Source organism: Nocardia sp. bgisy118 (genome assembly GCF_057708605.1).
Map to the genome: position 1 here is coordinate 11,627 of NZ_JBYISM010000002.1, position 18,724 is coordinate 30,350.

At 70.4% G+C, this 18,724-nt stretch carries 15 protein-coding genes; 11 read left to right on the forward strand and 4 right to left on the reverse strand.

The annotated features are described in order from the left end of the window. Positions 1-175: 175 nt before the first annotated feature. The 5 genes from AC3EO7_RS02290 (at position 176) to AC3EO7_RS02310 (ending at position 6,729) form a co-directional block, all read left to right on the forward strand. Positions 176-2,455, forward strand: a complete 2,280-nt coding sequence (locus AC3EO7_RS02290) for a carbon starvation CstA family protein (RefSeq protein ID WP_431964614.1) — start codon at positions 176-178, stop codon at positions 2,453-2,455. Further along, positions 2,455-2,697 carry a YbdD/YjiX family protein gene (locus AC3EO7_RS02295; protein WP_431964616.1) on the forward strand — a complete coding sequence of 81 codons (243 nt, stop codon included), beginning with the start codon at positions 2,455-2,457 and terminating at the stop codon, positions 2,695-2,697. The genes AC3EO7_RS02290 and AC3EO7_RS02295 overlap by 1 nt, the downstream gene beginning before the upstream one ends. Before the next feature lie 193 nt (positions 2,698-2,890). Beyond that, a complete protein-coding gene (locus AC3EO7_RS02300; RefSeq protein WP_435590328.1) occupies positions 2,891-4,579 on the forward strand; it encodes a DNA-3-methyladenine glycosylase 2 family protein in 1,689 nt (562 codons plus the stop codon). 33 nt (positions 4,580-4,612) lie between these two features. Next, a complete protein-coding gene (locus AC3EO7_RS02305; RefSeq protein WP_435590329.1) occupies positions 4,613-5,125 on the forward strand; it encodes a methylated-DNA--[protein]-cysteine S-methyltransferase in 513 nt (170 codons plus the stop codon). Between the two features lie 149 nt (positions 5,126-5,274). Then, entirely contained in the window at positions 5,275-6,729 is a 1,455-nt protein-coding gene (locus AC3EO7_RS02310) for an MFS transporter (RefSeq protein ID WP_435590330.1), read from the forward strand. A gap of 133 nt (positions 6,730-6,862) precedes the next feature. On the opposite strand, the gene AC3EO7_RS02315 is transcribed toward AC3EO7_RS02310, so the two are convergent. Together AC3EO7_RS02315 and AC3EO7_RS02320 are read right to left on the reverse strand one after the other, a co-directional pair. Then, complete coding sequence (locus tag AC3EO7_RS02315) at positions 6,863-9,967, reverse strand: AAA family ATPase (RefSeq protein ID WP_435590331.1); 3,105 nt, start codon at positions 9,965-9,967, stop codon at positions 6,863-6,865. Between the two features lie 388 nt (positions 9,968-10,355). After that, entirely contained in the window at positions 10,356-11,543 is a 1,188-nt protein-coding gene (locus AC3EO7_RS02320; RefSeq protein ID WP_435590489.1) for an exonuclease SbcCD subunit D, read from the reverse strand. A 292-nt stretch (positions 11,544-11,835) separates the two neighbouring features. Between AC3EO7_RS02320 and AC3EO7_RS02325 the strand changes: the two genes are divergently transcribed. Both AC3EO7_RS02325 and AC3EO7_RS02330 read left to right on the forward strand, forming a co-directional pair. Beyond that, on the forward strand, positions 11,836-12,993 hold the full coding sequence (locus AC3EO7_RS02325; RefSeq protein ID WP_435590332.1) for a DNA recombination protein RmuC: 1,158 nt from the start codon (positions 11,836-11,838) through the stop codon (positions 12,991-12,993). A gap of 104 nt (positions 12,994-13,097) precedes the next feature. Next, complete coding sequence (locus AC3EO7_RS02330) at positions 13,098-13,946, forward strand: DUF6542 domain-containing protein (protein ID WP_435590333.1); 849 nt, start codon at positions 13,098-13,100, stop codon at positions 13,944-13,946. A 69-nt stretch (positions 13,947-14,015) separates the two neighbouring features. On the opposite strand, the gene AC3EO7_RS02335 is transcribed toward AC3EO7_RS02330, so the two are convergent. Beyond that, on the reverse strand, positions 14,016-15,026 hold the full coding sequence (locus AC3EO7_RS02335) for a 4-hydroxy-3-methylbut-2-enyl diphosphate reductase (RefSeq protein WP_435590334.1): 1,011 nt from the start codon (positions 15,024-15,026) through the stop codon (positions 14,016-14,018). Between the two features lie 214 nt (positions 15,027-15,240). Between AC3EO7_RS02335 and AC3EO7_RS02340 the strand changes: the two genes are divergently transcribed. From AC3EO7_RS02340 to AC3EO7_RS02355, 4 genes are all read left to right on the forward strand, one after another. Further along, a complete protein-coding gene (locus AC3EO7_RS02340) occupies positions 15,241-15,885 on the forward strand; it encodes a lipid droplet-associated protein (protein WP_431964632.1) in 645 nt (214 codons plus the stop codon). A gap of 73 nt (positions 15,886-15,958) precedes the next feature. After that, positions 15,959-17,302, forward strand: a complete 1,344-nt coding sequence (xseA, locus tag AC3EO7_RS02345; RefSeq protein WP_435590335.1) for an exodeoxyribonuclease VII large subunit — start codon at positions 15,959-15,961, stop codon at positions 17,300-17,302. Positions 17,303-17,304: 2 nt separating this feature from the next. Continuing rightward, positions 17,305-17,541: an exodeoxyribonuclease VII small subunit gene (locus AC3EO7_RS02350; protein WP_431964636.1), complete on the forward strand. Its 237-nt coding sequence runs from the start codon at positions 17,305-17,307 to the stop codon at positions 17,539-17,541. A 32-nt stretch (positions 17,542-17,573) separates the two neighbouring features. Beyond that, the gene (locus tag AC3EO7_RS02355; protein ID WP_435590336.1) at positions 17,574-18,089 is read left to right on the forward strand and encodes a VOC family protein; all 516 of its coding nucleotides are present in this window, start codon (positions 17,574-17,576) and stop codon (positions 18,087-18,089) included. Here AC3EO7_RS02355 and AC3EO7_RS02360 read toward each other — a convergent pair. Continuing rightward, positions 18,061-18,627, reverse strand: a complete 567-nt coding sequence (locus AC3EO7_RS02360; RefSeq protein WP_431964640.1) for a DUF4245 domain-containing protein — start codon at positions 18,625-18,627, stop codon at positions 18,061-18,063. The genes AC3EO7_RS02355 and AC3EO7_RS02360 overlap by 29 nt on opposite strands. Positions 18,628-18,724: the final 97 nt, after the last annotated feature.

The window sequence follows — 18,724 nt, forward strand, 5'->3', positions numbered from 1 at the left end:
CGCAGCATACGTCCGGCTATGACAGCCCGGACGACAGACACACGAACAATATTTAACGGTCGTCCATCGATGGCCGGAATCCGCGCAGCAGCGATCGGCCATCCGCTACCTTGTCTCGTGTTTCAGCAAGATCCCGCACGTCGAGATCCTGCGCGTTTCACAGGAGAGTAGGCAGATGGCGACAATCGAATATCTGCGGACCGACCCCGACCTGCCGCCCGTCGGCGTGGTGGACAGGTCCCCGATCACCCCGGCCAAGAAGGCTGTCTTTGCCGGAATCGCGATACTCGGCGCGGTCGCCTGGACCATCCTCGCCATCGCGCGCGGCGAGAACGTCAACGCGGTCTGGATCGTCATCGCGGCGGTGTGTACCTACGTCATCGCCTACCGCTTCTACGCGCGGTTCATCGAGTGGAAGATCACCAAGCCGCGCGACGACATCGCGACGCCCGCCGAAATCCTGGAGAACGGCAAGGATTTCATGCCGATGGACCGGCGGGTGCTCTACGGGCACCACTTCGCCGCCATCGCGGGCGCGGGCCCGCTGGTCGGCCCGGTGCTCGCCGCGCAGATGGGCTATCTGCCAGGCACCATCTGGATCGTGGTCGGCGTCTGCCTGGCCGGTGCGGTGCAGGACTACCTGGTGCTGTGGGCCTCCACCAAGCGGCGCGGGCGCAGCCTCGGCCAGATGGCGCGTGACGAGCTCGGCGTGGTCGGCGGCATCGCGGCCATCGCGGCAATTCTCGTGATCATGATGATCCTGCTCGCGGTGCTCGCGCTGGTCGTGGTGAACGCGCTCGGCGAGAGCCCGTGGGGCGTGTTCTCCATCGCGATGACCATCCCCATCGCCCTGTTCATGGGCGTCTACCTGCGGTTCCTACGTCCCGGCAAGGTCGGCGAGGTGTCCGCGATCGGCATCGCGCTGCTGCTGCTCGCCATCGTCTCCGGCGGCTGGGTGTCCGAAACCGAATGGGGGGCCGACTGGTTCACGCTTTCGCGGACCACCATCGCCTGGCTGCTGATCGCCTACGGCTTCCTCGCCTCGGTGCTGCCGGTCTGGCTGCTGCTCGCCCCGCGCGACTACCTGTCCACCTTCATGAAGATCGGCACCATCGGCCTGCTCGCCGTCGGCATCCTGATCACCATGCCGGTGCTGAAGGCCCCCGCGATCTCCGACTTCGCCTCCACCGGCACCGGTCCGGCCTTCGCGGGCAGCCTGTTCCCGTTCCTGTTCATCACCATCGCCTGCGGCGCGCTCTCCGGTTTCCACGCGCTCGTCTCCTCCGGCACCACGCCCAAGCTGCTGGAGAAGGAATCGCACGCGCGGATGATCGGCTACGGCGGCATGCTGATGGAGTCGTTCGTCGCCGTGATGGCCATCATCACCGCCTCGATCATCGACCAGCACCTGTACTTCGGCATGAACGCGCCGCTCGGCCTGACCGGCGGCACCCCGGAAAAGGCCGCCGCGTACACGAATTCGCTCGGCCTGGCCGGTCCGCCCGCCACGCCGGAGACCTTCTCCGGCGCCGCCGCGGACGTCGGCGAGAAGACCATCATCTCGCGCACCGGTGGCGCGCCCACCCTGGCGGTCGGCATCTCCGAGGTGTTCCACCAGTTCCTCGGCGGCGAGAGCATGAAGTCGTTCTGGTACCACTTCGCGATCATGTTCGAGGCGCTGTTCATCCTGACCACGATCGATGCGGGCACCCGCGTCGCGCGGTTCATGACGTCGGACGCGCTGGGCAACTTCGGCGGCCCGCTGGGCAAGTTCAAGGATCCGTCCTGGCGGGTCGGGGCGTGGCTGTGCTCGTTCGTCGTGGTCGCGGCGTGGGGTTCCATCCTGCTGATGGGCGTCACCGATCCGCTGGGCGGCATCAACGCGCTCTACCCGCTGTTCGGCATCGCCAACCAGCTGCTCGCCGCCGTCGCGCTGACCGTCGTGATGACCATCATCGTGAAGAAGGGCCTGGCGAAATGGGCGTGGATTCCGGGCATTCCGCTGGTCTGGGACCTCCTCGTGACGATGACCGCATCCTGGCAGAAGATCTTCTCCGCCGATCCGAAGCTCGGTTACTGGAAGCAGCACAGCCTCTGCCAGCAGGCGCAGGAAGCCGGGAAGCTCTGCCTGACGGCGAAGACGCCGGAAGACGTGGACACCGTCATCCGCAACACCTTCATCCAGGGCACGCTCTCGATCGTGTTCGCGGTGCTGGTGCTGATCGTCGCGGTGGTCGGCGCGCTGGTGTGCGTGCGCGCCTGGCGCTCCGGCGGGGGTGAGACGACCGAGTCGCCGGAGGAGCCGTCGAAGATCTTCGCGCCGAGCGGGTTCCTCGCCACCGCGACCGAGAAGACCGTTCAGAAGGAATGGGACGAGCTGATCGCGACGGGCAAGGTGCGCGCACCCGGCGCGGCCCACACGCACGGCGCGGCCAAGGCGGAAGCGCCCGCGTAATGGGTGAATCATTCGCGCCGCGGGAGGGCAGGTCAGCGCGACCGGCCCTCCCGCGGCGTGCGCTCGACGCGGTCCGCGCGGTCATCTGGTGGTTCGACTCGATCCTCGGCGGCCAGGACTACCAGCGCTACGTCGCGCACCTACGACGCAACCACCCGGACTGTCCGATCCCCACCGAGCGCCAATACTGGCGCGACCGCCACGCCGAAGCCGACCGCAGCCCCACCAACCGCTGCTGCTGATCCCACCTGTCACAGACTCCCCATACGCCGCACACAGGCTTCTCGACGCGATGACGTTTCCCGCCGACCGGGGCGTTTCCGCCGCCCGTCCGGCGAGCCTGCGCCACCGCGCCTGTGCAGCGCGTGGGCGGTCCGCGCCGCCTCGGCGATGGTGTCTGTTTTCCGCTAGCACGGTGCGGCGAGAGCTGACATTGTGGATTGCGTGACGATCACGGCGTTGGATTTCGAGCAGTGCTATCGGGCGGTGTCGACGCGCGACTCGCGCTTCGACGGTCAGTTCTTCACGGCGGTGCGTACCACCGGAATCTATTGCCGCCCTTCGTGTCCGGCGATCACGCCGAAGCGGGCGAATGTCAGCTTCCTGCCGACGGCGGCCGCGGCGCAGCACGAGGGGTACCGGGCATGCCGCCGTTGCCTGCCGGACGCTGCGCCCGGCTCGCCGCTGTGGAACACCCGGGCCGATCTGGCCGCCAGGGCCATGCGGCTGATCGGCGACGGCGTCATCGAACGAGGCGGGGTACCCGCGCTGGCCGCCACCCTCGGATACTCCCAGCGCCAGCTCACCCGGGTGCTCACCACCGAACTCGGGGCCGGACCGCTGGCGCTGGCCAGGGCGCACCGCGCGCACACCGCGCGGCTGCTGATCCAGACCACCGCGATGCCGATGTCGGATATCGCGTTCGCCGCGGGTTTCGCCAGCATCCGCCAGTTCAACGACACGGTGCGCGAGGTGTTCGCGGTCAGCCCGACCACCATGCGCACCGAGGCACAGCGCGTTCGCAAGGACCCCGGGCAGACCACGCCGACGGCGAACGGCACACTCTCGCTTCGCCTTCCGTTCCGGGAGCCGCTGGACCGCGCCTGGCTGGAGTGGTTCCTCTCCGCGCACGTGGTGCCCGGCATGGAGCTCTGGGAAGACCAGGTCTACACCAGGAACCTGCGCACGCCGCACGGGCACTCGACGGCGCGGCTGAGCATTCGCGGCGATCACGTGCGCGCGGAACTGGCGCTGCACGACATGCGTGATCTCGCGCCGACCGTCGCACGGGTGCGTCACCTGCTCGATCTGGACGCCGACCCCGTCGGCATCGACGAGGTGCTCGGCGCGGACGCGACGGCGGCGCTGCGGGAAGGCGCGACGTCGACGAGGCGGGGAAGCGCGACGTCGACGAGGCGCGGGTCCGCGGGCCGCCCGGTGGACGCCTTCGATGCCGAGGACGCGCGGCGGGTGCGGACAGCCACCCTGCCCGATGTGGGCAGCGCGCCAGCCACCGTCGGCACGGGCACGTCGCGCGCCGGCGCGGACCGGGTGGTGTTCACCCCCGGCATTCGGGTGCCCGGTTGCCTGGACGGCCCGGAACTGTTGTTGCGCACCATGATCGGACAGCAGATCTCGGTGTCGGCCGCGGCCACCCACACCGCCCGGTTGGTGGAGGCGCTCGGCGATCAGGTCGAAGGGCCGGCGCGGCGACTGTTCCCGACCCCGGACGTCATCGCCGAGCGGGGCGCCGAGGTGCTGACCGGTCCGTCGCGGCGCATCCGCTCGATCGTCGGCGCGGCCGCCGCTCTGGCGGCGGGTGATCTGCAACTGCATGCCGGTCGCACCGCGGCCGAACTGCGCCGGGATCTGCTGGCACTGGACGGCGTCGGGCCGTGGACCGCCGACTACGTGACCATGCGGCTGCTGGCCGATCCCGATATCTTGCTCGACACCGACTTGGTCGTCCGGCAGGGCGCCGACCTGCTCGGCATCGACCTGGGCGACACCGCACGCTGGGCGCCTTGGCGCTCCTATCTGTCCATGCACCTGTGGAAGACCGCGCTGAGCAGACGCGCCGCCGCACCCAAGCGACCGGCCCGCTCGGCACGCAAGACCGACTGACCCACCTGCCGCACCATCGAAAGCGAGCACACCATGAGCATCGAATCGACCCGCGCCGCCGACTTCGGCATCGTCGACACACCCATCGGCCCGTTCACGGCGATCACCGATGACGAGGGCGCGGTGCTGGCCTCCGGCTGGACCGCCGACGCGGAGAACCTGCGCCTGCTGATCCATCCGGCGCTGCGTCCCGGCCAACTGCGGCAACGGGATTCGCTCGGCGCCGTATCGGAGGCCATCCTCGCCTATCACCGCGGCGACGTGCACGCCATCGACGATGTTCCGGTGCGTCAGCGGTCGGGGGAGTTCCTCATGCACGCCTGGGACGTGCTGCGGAAGGTCCCCGCGGGCGATCCGGTGACCTACACCGAATTCGCCGCCATCTCCGGACGGCCGGAGGCGACCCGCGCCGCGGCCAACGCGTGCGCGCGCAATGCGGCGGCGCTGTTCGTGCCGTGCCACCGGGTGCTGCGGATCGGCGGGGCGCTCGGCGGGTTCCGCTGGGGGCTGGACGTCAAAAGGTGGTTGCTCGATCACGAGGCGTGAGGTTTCACCCGGCTCGCACGCGCCGGTCGCCCGCTGGGGTGACCGGCGCGTTCTCGTTTCCGGAGCCGCTCACCAAAGGGCGCGCCTTGACTAGAGTTCAACTCCAATGACAATCTCACTAGAGTAAAACTCTAATGAGAGGACGGCTCATGGCCGAGAGAGTCTTCGACCGCAGGGACCGGCTGGTCCTGCTGCTGATCACCGTCGTGGAACTGGTGGTCTTTCTCGACACCACCGTGCTGAACGTGGCGCTACCCGCCATAGGCGCCAACCTCGGGCTCGGCGAGGCCGGGCTCGGGTGGGTCACCAACGCCTACCTGCTGGCGTTCGGCGGGTTCATGCTCCTGGGCGGGCGAGCCGCCGACCTGATCGGACCGCGCCGGGTATTCACCGGCGGGTTGGTCGTGTTCACCGCCGCGTCGGCGCTGGCGGGCTTCGCCGACTCCGCCGCGCTGCTGATCGCGGCGCGCGCCCTCCAGGGCATCGGGGCCGCGGTGTTGATTCCGGCCCAATTGGCCCTGCTCACCGCGAGTTTCACCGCGCAGGCGGCCAGGAACCGAGCCTTCGGGGTGTGGAGCGCGATGGGCGCGGCGGGCGCGGCGATCGGCACCGCGGTGGGCGGGCCGCTCACCGACGCGTTCGGCTGGCCGTCGATCTTCCTGGTCAACGTGCCCGTCGGGCTCGTTGCCCTCGCAGGCACCCGGCTGCTGCCGCCCGACACTGCGCGTCCCGCCGAAGGGCTGCGCAGACTCGACATCCCCGGCGCGATCACCGGAACCACGGCGTTGCTGCTCATCGGCTACGCGATCGGCGCGCTCGGCTCCCCCGGCACCCGTGCGATCGCGGCCGGTCTTCTCGTTCTCGGGATGGCGCTGCTCGCCGGCTTCGTGGTCGTCGAAGCGCGCAGCCCGCACCCGCTGATGCCGCTGCGGCTCTTCACGATTCGCCAGGTGAGCGGCTCGGCGGTGGTGAACGCCCTGGTCGGCGCCGCACACGTGCCCACTTTCGCACTGCTGGCGCTGTATCTACAGAACAGCCAGGACTACAGCCCGACCCGCTCGGGTCTGGCGGTGCTCCCGGTCGCGGCGGTCAACATCCTCGCTTCCCGCACCCTCATCCCCTACCTCATGGATCGCCTCGGCGCGGCGCGCGTGCTGGCGCTCGGCCTCGGCCTCCAAGCCCTCGCCATGGGGTGGTTCGCCCGCCTCCCGGCGCACGCCGACTACCCGATCGACATCCTCCCCGGCGCGATCCTGCTCGGCATCGGCCTCCCCGCCGCCTTCGTCGGCGTCACCGCGCCCGCCGTGACCTCGGTCGACACCGCCGATACCGGGATCGCCGCAGGCATCGTCAACACCGCCCAGCGTGTCGGCTCCGGCCTCGGCGTCACCGCCCTGCTCCTGCTCGCCGACCTGATCACCGCCCGCGCCACCACGCCATCGGACACCGCCTACCGCACCGGGCTCACCGCGGCATTCGCCACCGCCGCAGGCTTGGCCACGCTTGGTGTGCTGCTCACTCTCGCTTTGCTGAGGACGCGGAACGCGGCGTCCGACAGCGACGCATCGACGAAGACATCACACGCAGGAAAGACCCTGTGGTAACGCTGTAGTAATTCCGTAGCAGGGCAGTCTGATCGACGTCCATCCGGTCACTCATCCCGACGAACTTCGTCGGTAGCCGCACCTCCGCCTCCGGCCATGCGCGGTCGAGGGCGATAATCGTCCGGCTGTTCCGTCAGGCGACGGTGGTCTCCAGGCGGGAGCCGGTGCGGCCGCGCAGGACGTGCAGGCGGCTGGGGATGCGCTGGCGCATTTCGTCGACGTGGCTGACGAGGCCGACGACGCGGCCGCCCGCGCGGAGTTCGTCGAGGACGCCCATGACGGCGTCGAGGGTGTCGGCGTCCAAACCGCCGAAACCCTCGTCGATGAAGAGGGTGTCCAGGACGAGGCCACCGGATTCGGCGGCGACGGTGTCGGCCAGTCCGAGCGCCAGCGAGAGGGACGCCATGAAGGTCTCTCCGCCGGAGAGCGTCTTGGCGGGACGCACGGCGCCGGTGTAGTCGTCACGAATGTCGAGGCCGAGGCCGCCGCGCCTGCCGCGCGGACCTGCCTTGTCGGAGTGCACGAATTCGTAACGGCCGCCGGACATTCGGCGTAGTCGCACCGAACCGGCGAGGGCCACCTCTTCGAGGCGAGCGGCGAGCACGTAGGAGCGCAGCGACATGCGCCGGTTGTTCTCGCCGCGTCCGGCGACCACATCGGCGAGTCCGGCCAGCTCTTCGTGGGTGCGCTGTAGCGGCGCGATCCGGTCCACCTCGGTCCACAGCTGGCCGCCGAGTTCCTCGAGCAACTGCACCCGCCGCCCCGCCTCGGCCTGCGCGGCGACGGCCGCGTTCAGCTCGACCTGCGCGTCGGCGAGCCCGCGCTCCAGCTCGGCGAGATCGCCGGGTTCGGCGGTGGCGGCGGCCTGGATCTCGGGTTCGGCGAGCACCTTCTCGGCGTGCGCGCGGGCGTGCTCGGCGGCGACGAGTTCCGCGTCGATCTCCTGCTGCCGCTGCGGGGTTCGTGAGGCCGCGTTGACGACGCGGGCGAAAGCGGTGAGCAGCGCGACGTCGTCGCGGGCGGTATCGGCGCCGAGCTGCTCTTCGGGAACGAATCCGGCTGCGCGGGCCAGGCTTTCGACGCGATCCGCGATCGCGGTGACGTGCTCGCGTGCGGTGGCCACCGCGGTGCGTGCGGCGCGCAGCGCGGTGGCGTCGGTGACCAATCCGTTCAGCCGGGCGCGGCGGTGGTCGATGGTGTCGTCGGAACCCGCGGCGGCGCGCAGGCGTTCGGTGAGTTCCGCGAGGCGGGCGACCGACGCGGCGATGCGGGTGGCGACGGTGCCCGCGCCCGTCTCGGCCGCGCGCAGATCGTCGTGCATGCGGGTTTCCTCGGTGCGCAGCCGGGAGAGTTCGGCGGTCGACCGGTCGGCCAGTGCGGCGAGTTCGGCGGCGTCCTCGTAGCGGTGGGTCGCCGAGCGCAAGGCGGCTGCGAGCTCGACGCGGTCGGCGTCGCCGCCGCGTGCGGTCAGCGCCTCGATCTCCTTTTCCAGACCGGTGATTCGGGAGTGAACTCGGTCGCGGCTCTCCTCGGCGGTGCGCTCGGCGGCCACCGCCGCGTCCTCGGCTTCCTTGGAGACCGCGCTCGGCGCGGGCTCGGCGGGCGCCGGGTGCTCCGCCGCGCCGCATACCGCGCACGGTTCCCCGTCGACCAGCTGACCAGCCAGTTCGGCGGCCATGCCGGCCAGGCGGCGCTCGCGGAGGTCGAGCACGCGCTCCTTGGCGTCGTTGTGGACGGTCCGCGCGGTCTCGAATTCGATCCGCTTGCGGTCCAGATCAGTTCTGCGACCCGCCAATTCGACGGCTGCGGTGGCCGCGGCCTGGAGTCGTTCGCACTCGGCGGTCAGCGAAGGCAGCGTGGCGGCGGCCTCGGTCGCCTCACGGACCCTGGCCTCGGCCGCGGCGATCGTCGCGGGCAGGCGCTCGCGCCGCCCGATCAGCTCGGCCGTCCGTTCGGTCAGCGCCGCGGATTCGGCACGCAGCTCGTCGATTTCCCGCCGCAGCCGGTCGGCAGCGGTGGCATCGGCCCGCACCTCGTCGAGCGCGCCGATCTGGGCGCTCCAGCGACGAACGACGGCGTCGAGATCGGCGTCCTCGCGAATCGTCGGACCCGATCGATCCGCACCCGAATCTGCTTCCGCACCAGGACTTTCCGACGCGACCAGAGTCGCACCGTCGAGATCGGCCGCGGCGGGATCGAGCAGCGCGGCCGCCGATCGCGCCGCGACCGTAGCCGCCTCGCTCTCCCGACGGCGCGAGGTCATGACCGCGGCCCGCGCCTCGTCGATGGCCTCGGCGACCGGCTGGGCCCGCTGAGCGGCCTCCAGTTCCTCGCGCAGCGCGGCGCGATGCTCGGCGCTCGCGGCGTAGTCGTCGAGCTGACCTCGGGCGGCGATCATCCTGCGCCGCAGTTCCGCGAGCCGCCGCTGTTCGTCGGCGAATTTTCGCAGCTCGGACGAAGCCTGTTGGCAGCGTTCGGCTTCCGCGGTCGTCTCGACCAGGTCGGTGCGCGCGGTCGCGAGCAGATCCTGCGACCAGCTCACCGCCTCCAACACGCCGACCGACTCCGTCACGCTCAGGCCCGCGGCGCCGCGGATCTGCGCGATCAGCCGTTCGATGCCCTGCCTGCGGGATTCCAGTTCGGCCGCCGAAGCGCGGCGCTTGTCGGCGAGCCAGTGCTCGGCGGTGCCGAAACGTTCGGTGTCGAAGAGCTTTTCGAGCAGCTTCTCGCGATCCTCGTTGTCGGCCCTCAGGAAACGCGCGAAATCGCCCTGGGGCAGCAGCACCACCTGGAAGAACTGATCGGCGCTCATGCCGAGCAGGCGGATGATCTCGTCACCGATGTCGGGGATGCGGGAGAGGTTCTCGCCGCGCCCGTCCAGCCAGGTCAGCGTGGCCTTGGGCGGGTCGGTGCGCATGCCGGTGCCGCGCAGCTTGGGCCGCTCGAACTCCGGAATCCTGGTGAGCCGCAATCGTCGCCCGCCGAGCGTCGCCTCCAGCACGACCTGCGGGGGCGTCTGTTCCGGCGCGTGATCCGAATGCAGGCGCTTGCTTTCGCCGCGCGCGCCGGGCACCCGGCCGTAGAGGGCGAAGGCGATCGCGTCCAGCACCGTCGTCTTGCCCGCGCCGGTCTGCCCGTGCAACAGGAACAGACCGTCCGCCCCGAGCGCGTCGAAGTCGACGACCGTGGTGTCGGCGAACGGGCCGAACGCGGTCATCTCCAGCCGATGCAGTCTCATGCGGCGGCCTCGCGCGGAACCCGCCACGCACCGGCGCGCCCGTCGATCGGCACCGCGCGCCGTCCAATCAGGACAGCCGCGGGCCGTTCGTTCAGCGCGGCGCCGTCCCCTTCCCTCGACACGGTCCCACGCCAACCGCTCGACACGGCCCCACGCCAACCGCTCAGTGCGGTCACGCGCCATTCAGGCGGCACAGCCGTGCGCAATTCGTTCGGCACGGCTCCGCGCCATCCGCTTAGCGCAGTCCCAGGCCGCACGCTCAGTGCAGTCACGCGCCATTCAAGCAGCACAGCCGTGCGCAATTCGTTCGGCACGGCCCCGCGCCATCCGCTTAGCGCAGTCCCAGGCCGCACGCTCAGTGCGGTCACGCGCCGTTCACTACACGCGATCATGCGCTCAGCTCGCCGGACAACGGCAGCTCGGCAGGCACCGTGGACACCCGCTCGGGTTCGGCGACGGCGGCGGCCAGCGCACGCTCGATCCACGTCATCTCCCCCTCGCTCGGCACACCGCGCACGTCGGTGAGGAAGCTCTGCGCTACTTCGGTGTCGCGGCGGCCGTGCACCCGCTCACGGTAACGCAGCTCCGGGTTGCCGTCGGGGCGTACCCATTCCACGTGCACGGCGTGCGGGAAGCGCTCGCGCAACTTGCGCAGCGCGTCGATCGGACGGGCCTGATCGACGAGGGTCGCGGAGACGTAATCGTCGACGGCCGCGTCGTGCGCCGGGTCCGCGAGCAGTTCGTCCAGGGTCCCGGTGAGGCGGCTCAGCCCGCGCACCACCGGCAGGTCGCGCCGCTGCACGGCGGACAGGCCGCCGGCGTCGAGGTCGACGAGCCACACGGCCTTGCGATGCGAGCTCTCGGCGAACGAGTACGGCAGCGGCGAGCCCGAGTAGCGCACCGACCCGGACAGCGTCTGCGGCGAATGCAGGTGGCCGAGCGCCACGTAGTCGATGCCGTCGAACTCCGCGAGCGGCACCGTCTCCACCCCGCCGACCGAGATGGACCGCTCCGAACCGGTCGCCTCGCCGCCGACGACGAACGCGTGCGCGAGCACCACGGCGCGCGCGCCTGGCCGTGCCGCGAGATCGGCGCGAATCCGGCTCATCGCCGCCGCCAGGATCTCCGCGTGCGAACGCGCCTGCGGGACACCGAGTTCGGCGCGGGTGATCTCCGGCTCCAGATAAGGGATGCCGTAGTAGGCCACTTCGCCGTGCTCGTCGGTCAGCAGGACCGGCCGATCGGCGTCGGCGACGGTGGTGCGCAGGTACAGCCCGCCCGCCGCCGCGAAACTCGCGCCCGCGCCGAGCCGCGCGGGCGAATCGTGATTGCCCGAGGTCGCGACGATCACCGCGCCCGCGTCGCGAATCGCCTCGAAACCCCGGTTGCAGACCGCGATCGCGTCCGCGCTCGGAATCGACCGGTCGTAGACGTCGCCTGGCACCACCACCACGTCCACCGACTCGGCCGCCACCAGTTCGGCGATGGCGGCCAGCGAACGTGCCTGGTCGGCAAGCAGATCGACGCCGTGAAAGGTGCGCCCGATGTGCCAGTCCGAGGTGTGCAGCATCCGCATGGGCAGAAACCGTAGAGCCATCCACCGACAGTGTTCAATTTGCCGCGCCTGCGGCGCGGCGTGTTCGCGGCCCCCTATGTCTCGCGTCCGTGCGGCCGAGACTCGCGACTGCGTCGCATGCGCTTCGACCGCCCGGACGCGAGACGGCCGCGAACGGGCTCGGCAGGCTCGCCCCCGACATGGTTGGGAAAGTGCGGCCGTGAAGTGTGATTCGGTGCCCAACCGGCTGACGACACCGAATATGCGCTGCCTGGTTGCTCGGATGTCGGTGGCATGCGGCACCATCTGCGCTATGACCGCACCGATGCTCGTCGCGCTGCTGCTGGTGTTCGCCGCTGGATTCGGAGTGGGCTGGTTGGGGCATACCGCGCGGGCCGGGCAGCGGGCGGCCGTCGCGGAGGCGAGGCTGGCGGCCGCCACCGACAACGAGCGTTTGCTGCGGCAGTCGCTGCACGCCGCGAACGAGGATGCGGCGCGCAGGCATTCGCACGCCGTCGGCGCCATGGTGGAACCGCTGCGCACGGCGGTCGGCGCGCTCGAGCAGCACATCCAGCAGGTCGAACACCATCGCATCAACGCCTACTCGGGCCTGCGCGAGCAGGTGGCGACCATGCAGCGCACGTCACATCAGCTGTCCAGCCAGACCGGTCAGCTGGTCGCGGCCCTGCGGGCGCCGCAGGTGCGCGGGCGCTGGGGCGAGATCCAGTTGGAGCGCGTGGTGGAACTCGCCGGGATGACCAAGCACTGCGACTTCTCCACGCAGGTGAGCAAAGCGGTGCGCGGGGACGGCGGGCTGGACCGCACCGGTTCGGTGCGGCCGGATCTGGTCGTGCATCTGGCCGGGGAGCGGCACATCGTGGTCGACGCCAAGGTGCCGTTCACCGCGTACCTCGACGCCAGCACGGCCGAGGACCCGGACGCGCGCGCCGAGCTGCTGGTGCGGCACGCCAAACACCTGCGGGCGCACGTCGACCAGCTGGCCGACAAGGCGTACTGGGCAGCCTTCGATCCCGCGCCGGAGTTCGTCGTGCTGTTCGTGCCCGGCGACCCGTTCCTGGACGCCGCGCTCACCACGGATTCGGGACTGCTGGAGTATGCGTTCGGCCGCAACGTGATCCTCGCCACCCCGACGACGCTGATCGCATTGCTGCGCACGGTGGCCTTCGGGTGGCGGCAGGAGGCCGTGTCCCGCGATATGGCGACGGTTCAGCAACTGGGCAGGGAGCTGTCGGCGCGGCTCGGCATGACCGGCAGGCACCTGGACCGGCTCGGCGACCGACTCGGCAAGGCGGTGGACGCTTTCAATTACGCGGTCGCTTCGGTGGAATCGCGGGTCATGGTCACCGCGCGCAAACTGCACGAGCTGGAGATAGCCGAACAGGAGGCGCCCGCGATCCAGCGGGTGGACTCCCGCCCCCGCGCCGTGGCGTTCGCCGACGCCGACGATTAGACGTATCGCTCCGGCCGTGCGCGGCATGCCGACGGGACGCCAGTTAACGGAGCAACGGCCCCGCCGTAACCCGACCGAACGGTGCGGCAGTTAGTGTTCATGGCGTGGCTGCTACCCAACGTGTGCGATCCCGGGTGCCCGCGCCGCAACGTTCGGTCCTGCCTTCGGTGCCGGGAGTCCCGGCCTGGGGAGCAGTCCTGATCGCGGTCGCGTGCACGTTGCTGGGCTTCCTGATCGATGCCGTCGGCGACAGCGCCGAGCTCACCGCCAGCTTCGCCGCGCTGTATATCGCCGGCTGTGTCGCCGCGGTGCTCACTGTGCGGTTCCGCGGGATCTTCACCACGATGGTGTTGCCGCCGCTGTTGCTCTTCCTCGCGGTTCCGCTGGCCTATCAGCAACTGACCGGCCGGATCTCCACCGGACTCAAGGACATCCTGCTGAACCTGGCCATCCCCCTGGTGAACCGGTTCCCGACGATGATTCTCGCCACCGCGCTGGTGCTGGCCATCGGCGGCGCGCGCATCATGATGGTCAGGCGCGAGTCGGCCACGGAACGCTCGAAGGAGGCTCGCCGCGGTTCGAGTTGGGGGCGCAGCGCCGTGAAGCGTCGAGACGAGGACGAGCCCGCCGAGCCTGCCCGCCGCCGCTTGCGGCGACCACAGCAGGAGGTGGAGGAGGACCCGGTGACCGACAAATACGAACCGCCTCGCCCCGGTCGCCGTCCGTCCAATGCCGTCGCCGACGCCCCGCCCCGGGTCGGCGCGAACGGCCGAGGCCGCGATGGCAGACCGGCCGGGCGCGGCCAGCGTCCGTCGGCGGTGTCGCGCCCGGAGGCCGAACCCCAGCGCGGCGCCCGCGGCCGGGCCGAGGTGCCGCCGCATCCGCAGCCGAATGTGCGCTACCGCGAACGCGATTCGAGCCGCACCCAGCGGCGCAAGCCGGAAAGCCTCTGAGCCAGTTCGAAGCTCGTCGACCGTCGACCGTCGACCGTCGATCGCTGAGCGTTCGGCGGTCGATTTTGTTCAGCGCCGAGTGGTGCGCAGTTCCCTCGGCAGCGAGAAGACCAGCGTCTCGTTGGCGGTGGTCACCGGCTGCACGTCGGCGTAGCCGTGTTCGGCGAGCATGTCCAGCACACCGCGCACCAGGATCTCCGGCACCGACGCGCCGGAGGTGATGCCGACCGTGCGGGCGCCTTCCAGCCAGGCCGGGTCCACCTCGCGGGCGAAGTCGACCAGGTGCGCGGCCCGCGCGCCCGCGCCGAGCGCCACCTCGACCAGCCGCACCGAGTTCGAGGAGTTGCGCGAGCCGACCACGATGACCAGATCGCATTCCGGCGCCATCGCCTTCACCGCGACCTGGCGGTTCTGGGTGGCGTAGCAGATGTCGTCGCTGGGCGGGTCCTGCAGCGCGGGGAAGCGTTCGCGCAGCCGCTGCACCGTCTCCATCGTCTCGTCGACGCTCAGCGTGGTCTGCGAGAGCCAGATGACCTTGTTCTCGTCGCGCACGGTGACGCGGTCGACGGCGTCCGGCCCGTCGACCAACTGGACGTGGTCGGGCGCCTCGCCCGCGGTGCCCTCGACCTCCTCATGGCCCTCGTGGCCGATCAGCAGGATGTCGAAATCGTCGCGCGCGAACCGCTTGGCCTCCTGGTGCACCTTGGTGACCAGCGGGCAGGTGGCGTCGATGGTGTGCAGATCGCGGGCCGCGGCGGCCTCGTGCACGGCCGGGGAGACGCCGTGCGCGGAGAACACCACCACCGCGCCGTTCGGCACCTCGTCGGTCTCGTCGACGAAGACGACACCGCGGTCGCGCAGCGTCTCCACCACGTGCCTGTTGTGCACGATCTCCTTGCGCACGTAGATCGGCGCACCGTGCTTCTCCAGCGCCTTCTCCACCGTTTCCACCGCGCGGTCGACGCCCGCGCAGTATCCGCGCGGCTCGGCTAGCAGCACACGCTTACCACCGTCGGCATCGGCGGTTCCGGCGCCCGCCGAGCGGGCGATTCCGACGTTCAAAGGGATGGCCGAAGACATGCCCCCCAGAATACGTGCGCGCGGCCAGTCCCACGATGGCGGTCGAGCCTGATCGGCCCTCACCGGATAGTTGAGTCACAATCTGTCTGTGACAGCGAACGACAACGTAACCAGCGAACACGCCGGAGGATCCGTCCCGGGCCTGGACGGACGAAGGTCCGGACGTCGCACACTAATTCTTTGCAGATCACGCGGTATCGGGCAGGCTATGACCATGTTCCGACCTCCGTTTCTGGCCCGGGTCGCCGCCGGGGCCGCCGTCTACGCCCTCGAAGAAACCCGTCGGCTACCGACGGCCGCGATGAACTTCCCGATCACCGCGATCAGCCAGATGCTGCAGACCACCATGCACGTGCAGCAGTTCGTGACCAGCCTCGCTCTCAAGGGCGACGCGGTGTTCGAGCGGCTGTCCAACAGCCCGGTGGAACAGCCGGAATGGGCGACGTTCGACGAGGATCTCGGCGCCGAGCAATCCTCCGGCGACGACGTCACGACCGCGGGCCGCACCAGCCGCTTCGACCTGTACACCGCCGACGAGCCGACGGCGAGCTCCACCAACGGGTATGTCGCCCCCGTGCAAAGCATCACAGTGCCGGAGATCACCGACCCCGAGCCCGCCGAGGAGACGGCTTCCGCCGAGACGCCGTCCGCTTCGGACGAGCAGGCCGAGGTCGCCGAGCCGGAGGTCGCCACCCGCTACGACTACGCCACCATGACTCTCGCCCAGTTGCGCGCTCGCCTGCGCATGCTGACCGTCGAGGACCTCACCGCGCTGCTCGACTACGAGCAGCAGACCCGCGCCAGGGCGCCGTTCGTGACCATGCTGACGAACCGGATCGCCACCGTCCGGGCCCAGTGACCGCACCCGCGACGACCTCGCCGATGGTTGGCCGGGCTCGGTCCGGCCAACCCCGCCGCGTATACCTGTCCGTATGACACAGAGCGGTCAGCAGTCGTCCGCCGAGGCAGGCGCGGCACCCGCCAACTCCGCCGAGCATCCGTGGCCGGTGCGCTCCGTGGCCGTGAAGGTCATGCAGTGGATCGACCGGCTCGGCTCCATCTGGGTGGAGGGTCAGATCACCCAGATCAACGTGCGTCCCGGAGCGCGCACCGCGTTCCTGGTGCTGCGCGACCCGTCGGCCGACATGTCGCTCCAGGTGACCTGCGACCCCGACCTGCTGCGCCGCTCCCCGACCCCGCTGCAAGAGGGCAGCCGGGTGGTGGTCTACGGCAAACTCACCTACTTCACCGGCCGCGGCACCCTGTCGTTGCGTGTCATCGAGATCCGGCCCGTCGGGGTGGGCGAGCTGCTCGCCCGCATCGAGCGGCTGAAGGCGCTGCTCGACGCGGAAGGCCTCTTCGATCCCCGGCTCAAGCGGCCGATCCCCTTCCTTCCCCGCACCGTCGGCCTGATCACCGGCCGGGCCAGCGCCGCCGAGCGCGACGTCCTGACGGTCGCCAGGAACCGTTGGCCCGCAGTGTGTTTCGAAGTGCGCAATACCGCGGTGCAGGGTCCGACCGCGGTGCCGCAGATCCTGGACGCACTGACCGAACTCGACCGCGACCCCGCCGTCGATGTGATCGTGCTCGCCCGCGGCGGCGGCAGCGTCGAAGACCTGCTGCCCTTCTCCGACGAGGCGCTGTGCCGCGCCATCGTGGCGGCGACCACCCCGATCGTCAGCGCGATCGGCCACGAACCCGACAACCCGCTCACCGACTACGTCGCCGATCTGCGCGCCGCGACGCCGACCGACGCGGCCAAGCGCATCGTGCCCGACGCCGCCGCGGAACTGTCCGGCGTGCGTGACCTGCGCGCCCGTTCGGCCGCCGCGCTGCGCGGCTGGGTGGAGCGCGAGACCCGTGCGCTGACCCAGCTCCGTTCGCGCCCGGTGCTGGCCGACCCGCTGCGCGAGATCGATCGGCGCGGCGAGGAGATCGAACGGCTGCGCGCGTCGGCGCGGCGCTGCGCCGATCACGCGGTCCGCACCGAGGCCACCGCGACCAGGCACTTGCGCGAGAAGCTCACCGCCGTGGGTCCGGCCGCGACGCTGGCCCGCGGTTACGCTGTCGTACAGCGCGTGACCGGCGCCGAACGGCACGTCGTACGCAGCATCGAGGACGCGCCCGCGGGTAGTCAGTTGCGCATCCGGGTCGCCGACGGCGCCGTGACCGCGGCCGCGCTCGGCACCCAAGCGCTCGGGGCGCGCACGCCGAGCGCACGCACCGCGGATTCCGGCGCCCGCCGGGACGACGAGGAACGCACAGGAGGGAACTGACCTTGGCCGAAGCCGGCAAGGACGAGCTGGCCGAGATCGCGAGCTTCGGCTACGAACGCGCCCGCGACGAACTGGTGAACGTGGTCAAGATGCTCGAACAGGGCGGTATGGACCTCGACGATTCGCTGGCGCTGTGGGAGCGCGGCGAGGCGCTGGCCAACCGGTGCGAGGAACACCTGGCGGGCGCGCGCAAGCGGGTCGAGGACGCGCTCGCGCGCGCCGCGGCCGACGAGGAGTGACCCCGAGGTTCGGACACCCGCAAGGAGGAGCTGTGACCATCCGCCGCGCGACACCCGATATCTGCACCGACGACATGGAGCGCAGCCGCGATTTCTACCGGCTGCTCGGCTTCGCCGAGGCGATGGACCTCGGCTGGGCCGTCACCATGGCCTCGCCCGCCAACCCGACCGCCCAGGTGCTGCTGATCGGGCCGGAGGTGGAGCAGCCACAGCCCGGCATGAGCGTGGAGGTCGACGATGTCGACTCCGTGTACGCGGCGATGACCGCGTCGGGCGCCGACATCGTCTACGAACTGCGCGACGAGCCGTGGGGCGTGCGTGCGCCGATTCTTCGTCCGCGATCCGAGCGGAACGATCGTCAACGTCGTCAGCCACGCGTGAGCGCGGGCGGTCGCCCAGTGCGAATCAGCTCAACGCCCCAGCACGAATCGGCCCAGCGCCCAGCGCGAATCAGCCCACGCGCCAGTGCGAATCAGCTCAACGCCCCAGCGCCTGATCGACCTCAGCGTCCGATCGACCTCAGCGCGCCAGCGGCTGAGCGGCCGTGACCGCCTGGGCCAGCGTCTCGAACGCCGCCTTGTTCCCTGCCCCCGTGATCAACACGCGCACACCGCCCAGGTCGGCGATCCACGCCGTCTCCTCGGTCGGCTCGGCGTAGACGACCCACTTCTGGTCACCGATCTTTTCCGCGCCGCTGGCGTAGCGCGAGCCGAGCACGAAGCGCGCGAGCGACTCCTCGGTGGCGCTGCTCTGGGTCAGCTGCATGTAGGTGCCCTGCCCGGTGATGTAGCCGACGGTGCTGACCGGGCCGCCGCCCGCACCGGTGACGGTGTCGCGGTTTCCCGAGTTGGGAGTCCACTCGGCGGGCACGCTCGGATTGCGGATCGGGAACGCGAGCGTGCGCGCGTCGGTCTTCAACGCCGCGTTCACGTCGAAGTGGGGGATCTGGCCGGGCGTCGGCCCCTTGGCGGCGAAGCTGCACTGGCTGGCCAGCGCGGCGAAGACCACGGCGATCAGCACCAGGGGGATCAGCGAGAAGAACAGATCCTTGTAGTCGTGCAGGATGCGTGGCTTTTGGTAGGACACGCTCCCAGTATCCACTCGGTGGCCGGGTGCGCGGCCGGGCACCCCCGTGGCCTGGACCAGGGGTGCAGGACGCGCGACCATGAAATGAGACAATCGT